This window comes from Algibacter marinivivus (assembly GCF_003143755.1).
Classification (GTDB): Bacteria; Bacteroidota; Bacteroidia; order Flavobacteriales; family Flavobacteriaceae; genus Algibacter_B; species Algibacter_B marinivivus.
This window is the reverse complement of record NZ_QFRI01000002.1, coordinates 211,567-224,332: the sequence shown is the minus strand read 5'-3', so window position 1 is coordinate 224,332 and position 12,766 is coordinate 211,567. Positions and strand designations below refer to the sequence as shown.

Sequence of the window (12,766 nt, the reverse complement as noted above, 5' to 3'; positions counted from 1 at the left end):
GGTACAAAATATTAGATATAATGGAAACAATAGGATTAATTGGAGGGATAACACCACAGTCTACAATTATGTATTATGAAGTTTTAAATAAATTGGCTGCTGAACATTTTGGTGAGAATCATTCCTGTAAGGTAATTATCAACTCTGTTAATTTTGCTGAAATATCAAAATATCAAAAGGAAAATAGATGGGATAAGCTTGATGAAATAATGGCTGATGCTGGAAAAAGTTTAGAACTTGCAGGGGCAAAGTGTATTCTAATTTGTGCTAATACTATGCATTTGACTATTGATGCTATAAGAGCTGTTGTGAAAATTCCAGTAATTCATATAGCTGAAGCCACTGCCGAAAAAATTATAGAAAAGAAATTAAACACAGTTGCGCTTTTAGGAACTAAATACACCATGGAAAAAGATTTCTATATTAAAGTTTTGACCTCTTTTGGTATAAAAACGATTGTTCCTGGTTTAGAAGATAGGAATGAAGTTCATCGAATAATCTACGATGAACTCTCTAAAGGCTTATTAAAAGATGCATCTAAACAAGTTTATTTGCAAATTATAGATAAATTAATTGAAGATGGAGCAGAAGGTATTATTTTAGGGTGTACAGAAATACCATTACTAATTAACCAACCAGATGTTTCGGCACCTGTTTTTGACACCACAACCATACACGCCACCAAATCGTTTATGGATGTGCTAAAAACTTAAATAGTATGAACCCTAACTTAGTATTTCTAAACTCGTTTTTAGACGTTTCTGAAGAAACATTTTCTAAACTTACGAGGATAGCGGTATACAAAAAACTCAACGCCGGTGAGCTAATTGCTAAACCTGGTGAAGTTCCCAACAAGATATATATGCTTGTATCTGGGATGATGCGAGCATATCTAAGCTCAGAAAATGGGAAAGAGTTTAATAAAAACTTTTTTATGCCATTTAGTTTTGTTGGCGCACTTACAGCTTTAATACAAAAGCAACCTTCCAAATTAACATATGAAACACTTACTAAGTGTAATGTTTATGAAGTGAGTTTTACTGATATTATTGATCTTTGTAAGGAGGATATTAATATAAGTAATCTCTACAACAGAATACTAGAACATGTATATATACGATATGAAGAGCGCCAATTGGAGCTTATTTCTATGGATGCAAAAGATAGATATCTTACACTAAAGAAAAAGATTCCAACTATAGATGAACTTATTCCACAATATCAAATTGCTTCATATTTAAGTATTACTCCAGTACAATTGAGTAGAATTAGAAGAAGAATAAAAAAAGAAGAAAAAAGGGATAAATAGATAATTCTTATTTATAAACGAAAATTGAGTTGCTTTTTATTTAAAGTTGTTTTTTGTATAGAATTTAACAAATGTTAATTTCAATATGTGTAGTTAGTTATATATTTGACTCGATTTCCTTTATGGATTACAATTTACAAAGGATTGATAGCTAACCAACCAAAAAGACAGGTAAAATTATTTACCTGTCTTTTTATTTAATCTATATTGAAAAGTTTTTACTTAAGGCTACCAACCATAACTTCAGGTTTTACCCAAGCATCATAGTCTTCAGCAGTTACATAGCCTAAATTTATAGCTTCTTCTTTTAGAGTAGTTCCGTTTTTATGCGCTGTATTAGCAATTTCAGCAGCTTTATAATATCCAATTTTTGTATTTAAAGCGGTTACAAGCATTAATGAATTATTTAATAACTTAGTAATAACTTCCTGATTTGGTTCAATTCCTACAGCACAATTTTCTTCAAAACTTACACAAGCATCCCCAATTAATTGAGCTGATTGCAATATGTTAGCAGCCATAACAGGTTTAAAAACATTTAGTTCGTAATGTCCTTGTAAACCACCAACAGAAACTGCAACATCATTACCCATAACTTGTGCACAAACCATAGTTAAAGCTTCACATTGTGTTGGGTTAACTTTCCCAGGCATTATAGAACTGCCAGGTTCGTTAGCAGGAATGGTAATTTCTCCAATACCAGAACGAGGTCCAGATGCCATTAATCTAATATCATTGGCAATTTTATTTAATGATACAGCTAATTGCTTTAAAGCACCGTGCGTTTCAACCAAAGCATCATGTGCAGCTAAAGCTTCAAATTTATTTGGAGCAGTTACAAAAGGTAGTCCTGTAAATTCTGCAATATAACTTGCTACTAGTTTACTATAACCTTTTGGTGTATTTAAACCGGTTCCAACAGCGGTCCCTCCAAGTGCTAATTCGCTTAAATGAGCCAATGTGTTTTCTAAAGCTTTTAAGCCATGATCTAATTGTGCTACATAACCAGATAATTCTTGACCTAAAGTAATAGGTGTAGCATCCATTAGATGAGTTCTACCTATTTTAACAACATCTTTAAATGCTATCGATTTTTCGTTAAGTGTGTTTCGTAATTGTTTTACACCAGGAATTGTGTTTTCTACTACTTTTTTATAAGCGGCAATATGCATCCCAGTGGGGAAGGTGTCGTTTGAAGACTGAGACTTGTTTACATCATCATTTGGCTGAATTGTTTTTTCACCTTCGCCTATAACTTTACCAGCTATTTGATGCGCTCTGTTAGCGATAACCTCATTAACATTCATATTACTTTGCGTACCAGAACCGGTTTGCCAGATAACTAATGGAAATTGATTATCGTGTTTGCCTTCCAAAATCTCATCACAAACTTGCGCTATTAAATCTCTTTTTTCCTCAGCTAATGCACCTAGTTCACAGTTTGTATAAGCTGCTGCTTTTTTTAAGTATGCAAAACCATAAACGATCTCTAATGGCATAGACGCAGCAGGACCAATTTTAAAGTTATTTCTAGAGCGTTCTGTTTGTGCTCCCCAAAGTTTATCAGCGGGTACTTTTACCTCGCCCATTGTATCTTTTTCTATTCTGTAACTCATCTTAAAAGTCTTAAATTTTTGAGTTGCTAAGGTAATTCATTTACTGCTTTTTTGATTATGATTTTTGTTAGTTTTTATGACTTCTTTTTAACAATTATATAACTGATATTATTACTCTAATTAGTTTAAATCTATTAATTTAGTAGGATTAAATTTAAAATCATATAAACACAATTAATATGGCAACAATTAGATTAGGAGATGAAGCTCCAAATTTTACAGCTCAATCAACAGAAGGGATTATTAACTTTCATGATTGGTTAGGAGATGGTTGGGGGATTTTGTTTTCTCACCCTGCAGATTATACTCCAGTTTGCACAACTGAATTAGGAACTGTAGCAAAATATAAAGGAGATTTTGATAAGAGAAATGTTAAAGTAGTAGCACTTAGTGTTGATGGTTTAGAGTCTCATAAAGGTTGGGTAAATGATATAAATGAAACGCAAGACACAACAGTTAATTTTCCTATAATTGCTGATGAAGACAGAAAAGTTTCTGAACTTTATGATATGATTCACCCTAATGCAGATAGTAAACTAACGGTACGTTCTGTTTTTGTTATTGGTAATGATAAAAAAGTGAAACTGATTATAACTTATCCAGCATCTACTGGGAGGAACTTTGATGAACTTTTACGTGTTATAGATTCACTTCAATTAACGGCTTACCATAAAGTTGCTACACCTGCAAATTGGAAACATGGTGAGGATGTAGTTATAAGTCCAGCTATTTCAACTGAAGATGCTAAGGGTATTTTTACAAAAGGAGTTGATGAAATAAAGCCTTACTTAAGGATGACTCCACAACCAAATTTAGATTAGTTAAAAAGTCTGTTAATAATTTTTAACTTGATATTGTATAAGAAATACCTTTGCATTATCTTTGCATGGTATTTATAAAAGACAATTTCCATTATGTTTGATTTTGACCAGTATTTAGGTTTCTTAGCGTTCTTAACTATTTTGACAATAGGTTTTTGGCTAATGATATTTTTATTAACCTTTGTTATTCCTTATTGGATTGGAGGTTCTTTAATTGAAAGATTAAAAGAAATTAGAGAAGAAAAGAAAGCTAAGCGTCAAGCTTAAACATAATTTTAGATAAAAAAAAGGAAGCTATTTAGCTTCCTTTTTTTTATGATTGCATTTTACATATCCATACCACCGCCACCATCAAATCCGCCTTGGCGCTCACGTTTTTTCTTCTGGTTAAACCTGTAGGTAAATGCTAAGTTAAAAATACGTCCGCCTCTAAACTGAATTTCTTGATAAGCTGTAAATGTTTGGGCTGTAATATTATTACTAAAAAAAGCAGTATTAAAAAGATCTCTAACATTAAAAGCTATTGAAGCTTTTTCTTTAAATAAATCCTTACTTAATGCTAAATTGGTAGAAAAAACACCTCTTCTATTATTTTGTGCATCTTCACTAGGACCTCTATAATTTATATTAGTTTGCCAATCTATATCATATGGCAAAGTTAATTTATTAGTTAATCTTGCTGTCCATGTTAAGTTATTTGCGCTTAAATCTACACCATTGAAATCGCCATCTCTTTCAAATTTGAAAATGTTGAAATCTGTATTTATACGCCACTTTTTTGAAGGGTTGAAATTTAAGTTCAATTCAAAGCCATAGCGTTTATCAGAACCAAGATTCACAGGGCCTCTTTCAATTACTGGGAATTCTTCACCATCAACAATTACAGATTCACCAGTACGTCTACTAACAAAAGTCAAAATATCTGTTGCACGAGAGAAGTATATAGATGAGGAGATTGTTAACTTATCTAGTTTGTTTAAATACCCTAATTCAAAAGTACTTGCAAATGTTGGATTTAAATCTGGATTCCCCTGAAATACATTGGTAACACTAGATCGAGAAGGGAAGGGGTTAAGCATAAAACCTCTTGGTCTTCTAATTCTTCTATTATACCCTAAACTAAAACTTTGTTTTTCGCTTAATTCATAATTAATGTTTACCGTAGGGAATAAACCGTTTATTTTTTTTCTATTGAAATCTCCAGTTGTTGGTTGGTCTAGATTGATTCTAGTGTTTTCCATTCTTAAACCTAGTAAGTATGAGAATTTATTTATTTTACTTCCAAATTGAGAATAAACAGCAGTATTATATTGTTTGAAGTTAAATAAATTAGTCAAATTATTATTTACTATAAAATTACCAGAATTGGAATCAAAAATAGAGACTTCAAAATCTGTAGATCTAGTTGTAAAATCACCACGATAACCAAATTCTAGTTGACTCATTCCTCCAACTGGTACAACGTAATCTGTCTGTAACAGAATATTAGTCTGATCTTCAAGAGTAGATACCATTTCACTTTCAACACCATCAACTGTAATTAATGAGTTTTGATTCTCGCTAGAATCTTCATATTGAAAATCGAAAGTTAATTTATGATCACTTTCCTTAAAATTCTTTGTGAAATTGAAAGCATATTGAATAGTTTTATCATCCTCTTGTTCTGGATCTCGTCGTTCACTTTCACTTGACGTATTATTAATTTTATTGAATTGTACGAGTTTGTTAATTGAGTTGTTTTCAGAATCATTATCTCGATATACTAATGAAGACGTTATTGAAGCTGAATCGTTAATATACCACTCTATACCAGTGTTTGTTGTAATACCTTTTCTTGTATCTGTCCAATTACGTTTTTCGTCCAAATCTGGTGTATTTATATCAAAATATTTAACATCATTATACCACCTCCCTAATCTTTCTGTATAACGGTATGCAGTGGTGTTAAAAATATTTACATTACCAGTTCTATAATTTATATTTCCTGAGATTCCAGCAGAATTTGGATGTCCTATATTAGAGGTTATAGAACCATTTAATCCTTGTAATTTACTGCGTCGTAAAATGATATTTAATATTCCAGCTGTACCTTCAGCTTCATATCTAGCAGATGGAGAAGTGATAACTTCAACCTTTTGAATCGCTTCAGCAGGTAACTGTCTTAAAGCTTCAGTAGAATTTAGCCCCACTAAACCAGAAGGTTTTCCATTTATAAGTATTCGTACATTATCGTTTCCTCTTAATGCTACATTACCTTCTGCATCAACTGAAACTGAAGGGACATTATCTAGAACATCACTTACATTTCCTCCGCTAACGGTTAAATCTTTACCTACGTTATAGATTTTTTTATCAAGCTTTATTTCAACGGTGGTTTTTTCTGCAATAATTTCAACAGCCTCCAAAGATTCAGCACTTATTTCTAAAGAAAACACGCCTAAATTTTCATTTTTGGTTATTCTTTTGTTTGAAATTGTAATGGTTTTAAAAGAAATATACTCAATAGTAATGTCATAGATTCCAGTAGGTACTGGAATGCTAAAATCACCTTTTACATCAGTTATTCCTCCTGTTATTATTTTGTTTTGACTTTTATTTAAAAAAGCAATAGTTGCATATTCAAGGGGAAGTTTAGTCTCTTTATCAATTACATTTCCCGAGATTTTCACTTCTTTACTTTCAGGTCTTTGTGCAAAAGTTAAACTAACAAATAGTAAGTAAAAAATTAGAGGAAGGTAGCTGTTTTTAGTCATGAATAATTTTTAGACATTATGACTGCAAATTTAAGCTATGGTTTACTGGCTAATGGTTAAAGTTATGTTAACTGTAATTTGTTTAAAATAATTATAAAATATCTAATATCAATTCAGGCGGCCTTCCAATAATTGCTTTATTTCCATTTATGATAATTGGACGTTCAATAAGCTTTGGGTATTTTACCATAGCTGAAATAACTTCAGAATCACTCAACTCTTTATTTTTAAAGTTTTCTTTCCAAATAGCTTCGTTTTTTCTAACTAATTGAATGGGTTTTATATCTAAAAGCTTTATGATATCTCTTAATTCCTTTTCTGAAGGTACATCTTCTAAATACCTTACTACTGTAAATTCCTTACCAGACTGCTCTAAAATGTCAAGTCCACAACGGGATTTTCTACATCTATTGTTATGGTATATTTTTATCATTATAAATGGATATTAAAAGTTTTTAATTCTAGAATAAGTTGTTCTGGTGATTCAAAACGAATTCCGTTAATACCAAGATTGTTAGCAGCTTCGATATTTCTGAGATTATCATCAATAAAAATTGAATTTTTAGCTTTTATATTAAACCTTTCTAGAGTTAAATTATAAATCTCATCAAAAGGTTTTCTAGTTTTTTCTTCGCCAGAAACGATGATGCCTTCAAACCAATGTAAAAACTCAAAGCGCTCTAAAGCAATCGGGAAGGTTTCTGCACTCCAATTTGTTAATGCGACAACTTTATAATCACTTGATTCTACAAAATGTTTTAAAATATTGACTGTACCAGTTATGGCATCTCCAAGCATTTCAACCCAACGTCCGTAGAACATACGTATTTCTTTTTCGTATTCAGGAAAAAGCGCTACACGTTCTTCAGTAGCTTTTGCCATAGGATAACCTGCATCTTGGTTTTCATTCCAATCATTTGTGCAAATATTGTCGAAAAACCATTGCATCTTTTCTCTATTTCCATGAAAAACATCTAAGAATACATATTCTGGATTCCAATCGATTAAAACGCCTCCAAGGTCGAATATTATGGTGTCTATTTTACTCATAATTGATTATTGTCTTCAACGTGTTGTCCCATCATCATTAAATAAGATTTTAAGAAAGCATCTATATTTCCATCCATTACTGCATCTACATTTCCTGTTTCATGAGCTGTTCTTACATCTTTTACTAATTTGTATGGATGCATCACATAATTTCTTATTTGACTTCCCCATTCAATTTTCATTTTACCAGCTTCAATATCTTCACGTTGTGAGAGTTGTTTTTGAAGCTCTATTTCATATAACTGAGACTTTAGCATTTGCATAGCTCTAGACCTGTTATCATGTTGAGAACGTGTTTCAGAGCAAGAAATTTGTATGCCTGTTGGTTTATGAGTTAATTGAACTTTAGTTTCAACTTTATTTACATTTTGCCCTCCAGCACCGCTAGAGCGAGCGGTGGTAATTTCAATATCTGCAGGGTTTATTTCAATTTCAATAGTATCGTCAACAAGTGGATACACATATACTGAGGCAAAACTTGTATGTCGTTTCGCATTACTATCAAAAGGAGAGATACGTACCAAACGATGTACACCATTTTCTCCTTTCAACCACCCAAATGCAAAATCGCCTTCAATTTCTAAAGTCACCGTTTTTATACCAGCTACATCCCCTTCTTGGTAGTTTAATTCTTTTACTTTAAATCCGCTTTTTTCAGCAAACATTAAGTACATGCGCATAAGCATACTTGCCCAATCGCAACTTTCGGTTCCACCAGCACCAGCAGTAATTTGAAGTACAGCACTTAAGCTATCACCTTCATCAGAAAGCATGTTTCTAAATTCAATATCTTCAAGTAGTGTAGATGCTTTATCAAAACGTTTTTCAACATCTTCTAAGGTAGCCTCTTCTTCTTTGAAAAACTCATAAATAACCTCGAGATCTTCAACTAAAGTTTTAGCGTCGTTAAAATCTTGAATCCATTTTTTCTTAACACGAAGTGATTTCATTGTAATTTCTGCTGCCTTGGAGTCATTCCAGAAATTGGGATCGAAGGTTTGTTCTTCTTCGTTTTGTATTTCTATAAGTTTTGCATCAATGTCAAAGGTAGTGCCTAAGTTTATCGAGGCGGGTATTTAGATCTTTAATCTGATCTGATGTAATCATAGATTATTTGTTTTGAACAAAAATAGATATCTGTATTGATTTAATAAAATAAAAAAAATAATTGTTGCTGATGAAAGAGTTATGTTAAAACCAAATTTTTACTAAGTAATGCTTTCATGTTTACTTAAAGCAGGGTTTATTAATGAATTATTTTTGTTATAATTATTAATGACTTTTCGTCTTTTACCTGATGCTAAAGGTGGAATTTCATTTACATAAGTAATATTTACATTTGCATCTTTACCAAAATCCTCTTTTACTTCACTAATAAGTTCTTTTTCAAAAGGAAATTTATCCTCTTGTAAATTGAGTTTTATTTCATACTCTTTTTTGTCTTGTTGAATAAATTGGTACTGTTTTATTTTTTTGTAGTGCTTATAAATTATTTTATTAAATACATATGATGATAGAACGTTTCCTTGAGTATCATAAACCAAATCCATTTTTCTGCCTTCAACACTTTCAAATTGAATACTACCGTTATCACAGACTTTAGTTTTAGCTATATCTCCAGTATCGTACCTAATTAAAGGCATAGCGTAATTAAATAAATCTGTTAGTACTATTCTTCCTATTTCACCTGGTTTTACTGGAGTATTATTATTTAAATTAAGTACTTCTATATAATAACTTGCATGATTTACAACGAAAGTATCAGGAGAATCAATAGTTTGATGTGCGATAATTCCAGCTTCTTCACTAGAGTATCTTGATAGCGCAGGAGTATTAAAATAGTTTTCTAATTTAGTTTTTGTTTCAACACTTAAATGCTCAGAATTAGTGATGATTGAATTCAATTTGATATTGGTAATATCTTTGTTTTTCCTGTCTAGATATTTTAATATAGTTTCAAAAGCTGAGACATGCCCTAATAGTATTTTATTGGAATTTTTGTCTTTTGCTACTTTTTCAAGGAAATCTTCTATTGCTTTGTCAGTTAGTTTAGAAATATCAATAAGACTAACATTTTGTATTAATGATTTTAAAGAGAATTTCTGATTTAATCTGACACCTAAGTAAAAAAGTCTATGACCAACTTCATAATTACTGCGTTTTAAAAAATGTAATACATCGGCTTTATTTCTATTTCTTTTTACTTCATCTTGAAATAAAAAAAACGGAACACCTGTTGATCCACTTGTAGATACTTTGAAATTATTTTTATCCTTATGAGGATAAGACTGAAACTCATTAAAATTATCTTGAATAACTAATTTTTTTATAACTGGAAAATCTAAAATGGAATCAAAGTTTCTGAATTTTTTGTAAAATGGAGTAGTGTTTGTAGCGTGATTTAAAATATTATTAAGGTTGCTTTTTTGAATGATTTTAGATTTATTACTTTCAGGATTATTTAGTATAAAGTTTATTTCCTTTAAATGATTACTTACATTTTTACGTTTAATGGTATCACTTAAATAATAAATTTTTTTTCTAATGTTAAAGCTTTTAAACATGGGTTAAATTTGTTTAAAGAATTTTAGTAATGCTAAGGTTGGTATAATGACTTGCTAATATATGTTAAGAATTTTTTTATTTAAAAAAAATAAGATAATCCGCACATTTATCCTTTATGCTTAAAATTTGAAATATATTTTTATGCTTATTATTTTTTTGAATTGAATTGTTTTCATAATGATTTGATGTGATAAATAACATATTTTGAATAAAATATATAGATTTGTTATTAAGTAATTTAAGATATGATAATAGACCTTAGAAGTGATACTATAACAAAACCATCCGAAAATATGTTAGAAGCAATGATGCAGGCTAAAGTTGGAGATGATGTTTTTAGAGAAGATGAAACCGTTAATCAATTAGAGAAAAAAATAGCAAAAATGTTTGGTAAAGACCAAGCATTGTTTTTTCCTAGCGGTACTATGGCTAACCAAACTGCATTAAAGTTACATACTAACACCGGAGATCAAGTTATATGTGATAAGTATGCGCATATTTATAATTATGAGTCTGGTGGTGCTTCATTTAATAGTGGTGTATCTTGTAAACTGATTGATGGGGATAGAGGTATGTTTACTGCTAAACAAGTTGAAGAGGCTATAAACCCTGAGGCATATTATTATAGTAAAACAAGCTTAGTTGAGATTGAAAATACAACTAATAAAGGAGGTGGGGCTTGTTGGGACTTTGATGAAATTTTAAAGATAAAAGGAGTTTGTAATGAAAACAATTTAGGGTTTCATTTAGATGGTGCACGTTTATGGAATACATTAGTTTCAAAAAATGAAACTACTGAACAGTATGGTGAAGTTTTTGACACAATTTCTATATGCTTAAGTAAAGGTTTAGGTTGTCCTGTTGGTTCTGTTTTAGTGGGCGATTCTAAAATTATGGAAGATGCTTTACGAATTAGAAAAATCTTTGGAGGTAATATGAGACAAGCTGGTTATTTAGCTGCTGCTGGGTTATATGCTTTAGATAATAATATGGATAGACTAAAAGAAGATCATATAAAAGCAAATGAAATAGGAGAGGTGATGGAAAGATTATCTTTTATAAAATCTGTGGAGCCTATTGAAACAAATATTGTGATTTTTGAAGTTAATAATGATGTTGATGAAAAATTGTTTGTTGAACAGTTAGCAAATAAAGATATTCATATTATAAGCATGGGAGGCGGTAAGCTTAGAATGGTTACTCATTTAGATTATACTAACGTTATGCACGAGAAACTAATTAAAGAATTGAAATCTTTATAGAAAATGTATATATTTTAATAAAAAAAAGAGAAGCAAAATTTGCTTCTCTTTTTTATAATTTTATGTATAGTCATTTTTAATAATAGCCATATATACAGTAGTTATAGTAATTATAACAATTCCAGTGTCTGTAACATTTTGTGTCTGGTTTTACATATTCACATAATTCACCACCATGACTACTCTCACCACTAATTACATTAAATACTCCTTTAGTATACCCAGGACCAATTTTTAAGTAACAGTTAGTTTTAATTTTAGTGTAGTAACAGTTGTTTATGTAGATATAGATATATCTTCCAAAAGTTCCATCATGATTTCCACCAGAGATATTGATTATTTCACCAGGTTGAGCATTTCTGTTACAGTATATCCATTTACCGTAGCAGGTATCTTCGTCTCTTTGTAAAATATCAATCTTTTTAGCACAACCCCAGTCAAATTCTAATTCTAACTTTGTAACTTCTCCTTCACAATCACTACAAGGTACTTCCTTAGCAGGAACATCTTTCATAATGATTATAGATTGCTTTCCTTCAGGAATTAAAACTACAGCTATTTTTTGGCCAACAGCAGGAGTAAAGCCTTCTCCGTTAGCAAGAGCAGCATCAACAATTTCTTGTCCTTTGGTAATGTTGCTTGCATCATCTCTCCAATCTCCAGTAGGATTAGTTAAATAAGTACATGATTGACAGTTTCTGTCATCAATAAGTTCCCAGATTGCCCATTGTACATGGCCAAAAGTATAAGCACCTCCACTTGGACTAGCTTTACCAACATAGTTTTGATTCATTATATAGTTAACTAAATCAAAGTTTTGTGGATTTTCAAATTTACCTGCAGGTAATTCTTCGTAGCTTGAGTACACATCAAAGTCTAAAGGTCCTTCAACACCTAAGCTTAAATCAACATCAACACACCATCCCTCAAGGTTTGTCCCAGCTAAGTTTGTGTTTAAAACATCTAATGCAAAGTAAGCTGCATCAGTTGGTTTTTCAGTAGTTTGAATGCTAACAACATCTGGTAAGCTTAATTCAAATCCTTCAAGGTCTGCTTCAGGAGCACTAGTTAAAGCACTAGACATTGAAAATGTAAGCGGTTGAGCTGGCATTTCACCTTCTAGGTCATTATTTAAAATAAATGTTTCATCTTCTTCCCCGTCAGAGACTAAGATTTCGTCTTCCATAGATAGTTCTTCTTCAACTCTTGAAGAAGCTCCCTCTGTTAGTGTCTCATTTTGACACGAAGCAAATACAACAAGCATTGCCAATAAAAAAAGTTTGGTAAGATTTTTCATAATATAAAATTAGTTTTTTACAATTTACAGATACAAATATATCGGAAGAGTCATTTGACATCTGTTTTTTTAGATTAAATACCAAACTATTAG

The 12,766-nt window shown here is 31.0% G+C and carries 11 protein-coding genes; 4 read left to right on the top strand and 7 right to left on the bottom strand.

All coding sequences use genetic code 11. From position 1 onward, the window contains the following. Positions 1–20 precede the first annotated feature (20 nt). Both DIS18_RS09375 and DIS18_RS09370 read left to right on the top strand, forming a co-directional pair. Positions 21–713, top strand: coding sequence for an aspartate/glutamate racemase family protein (locus DIS18_RS09375; RefSeq protein ID WP_109352822.1), 693 nt, complete (start codon positions 21–23; stop codon positions 711–713). A gap of 5 nt (positions 714–718) precedes the next feature. Then, positions 719–1,309, top strand: a complete 591-nt coding sequence (locus DIS18_RS09370) for a Crp/Fnr family transcriptional regulator (RefSeq protein ID WP_109352821.1) — start codon at positions 719–721, stop codon at positions 1,307–1,309. 218 nt (positions 1,310–1,527) lie between these two features. Here the strand turns inward: DIS18_RS09370 and fumC are convergent, their stop codons facing one another. Continuing rightward, the gene (gene fumC / locus DIS18_RS09365; RefSeq protein ID WP_109352820.1) at positions 1,528–2,925 is read right to left on the bottom strand and encodes a class II fumarate hydratase; all 1,398 of its coding nucleotides are present in this window, start codon (positions 2,923–2,925) and stop codon (positions 1,528–1,530) included. Positions 2,926–3,104: 179 nt separating this feature from the next. On the opposite strand from fumC, the gene DIS18_RS09360 reads away from it, so the two are divergent. Then, positions 3,105–3,746, top strand: a complete 642-nt coding sequence (locus tag DIS18_RS09360) for a peroxiredoxin (protein WP_109352819.1) — start codon at positions 3,105–3,107, stop codon at positions 3,744–3,746. Between the two features lie 326 nt (positions 3,747–4,072). Here DIS18_RS09360 and DIS18_RS09355 read toward each other — a convergent pair whose 3' ends face one another. The 5 genes from DIS18_RS09355 to DIS18_RS09335 all read right to left on the bottom strand — a co-directional run bounded on the left by DIS18_RS09355 (position 4,073) and on the right by DIS18_RS09335 (position 10,113). Then, positions 4,073–6,499, bottom strand: a complete 2,427-nt coding sequence (locus DIS18_RS09355; protein WP_109352818.1) for a TonB-dependent receptor — start codon at positions 6,497–6,499, stop codon at positions 4,073–4,075. Between the two features lie 91 nt (positions 6,500–6,590). Continuing rightward, a complete protein-coding gene (gene arsC, locus DIS18_RS09350; RefSeq protein WP_109352817.1) occupies positions 6,591–6,932 on the bottom strand; it encodes an arsenate reductase (glutaredoxin) in 342 nt (113 codons plus the stop codon). Next, positions 6,932–7,549 (bottom strand): HAD family hydrolase, encoded by a 618-nt coding sequence (locus tag DIS18_RS09345; protein ID WP_109352816.1) that lies wholly within the window; start codon positions 7,547–7,549, stop codon positions 6,932–6,934. Before DIS18_RS09345 ends, arsC begins: the two co-directional genes overlap by 1 nt. After that, a protein-coding gene (gene prfB / locus DIS18_RS09340; RefSeq protein WP_109352815.1) for a peptide chain release factor 2 occupies positions 7,546–8,656 on the bottom strand; the annotation gives its coding sequence in 2 pieces (ribosomal slippage) (positions 7,546–8,592 and positions 8,594–8,656; 1,110 coding nt in all). Before prfB ends, DIS18_RS09345 begins: the two co-directional genes overlap by 4 nt. A 101-nt stretch (positions 8,657–8,757) precedes the next feature. After that, complete coding sequence (locus DIS18_RS09335) at positions 8,758–10,113, bottom strand: phenylacetate--CoA ligase family protein (protein ID WP_109352814.1); 1,356 nt, start codon at positions 10,111–10,113, stop codon at positions 8,758–8,760. A gap of 246 nt (positions 10,114–10,359) precedes the next feature. On the opposite strand from DIS18_RS09335, the gene DIS18_RS09330 reads away from it, so the two are divergent. After that, complete coding sequence (locus DIS18_RS09330; RefSeq protein ID WP_109352813.1) at positions 10,360–11,376, top strand: threonine aldolase family protein; 1,017 nt, start codon at positions 10,360–10,362, stop codon at positions 11,374–11,376. Positions 11,377–11,452: 76 nt separating this feature from the next. On the opposite strand, the gene DIS18_RS09325 is transcribed toward DIS18_RS09330, so the two are convergent. Then, positions 11,453–12,673 carry a hypothetical protein gene (locus DIS18_RS09325; RefSeq protein WP_109352812.1) on the bottom strand — a complete coding sequence of 407 codons (1,221 nt, stop codon included), beginning with the start codon at positions 12,671–12,673 and terminating at the stop codon, positions 11,453–11,455. Between the last annotated feature and the right edge of the window lie 93 nt (positions 12,674–12,766).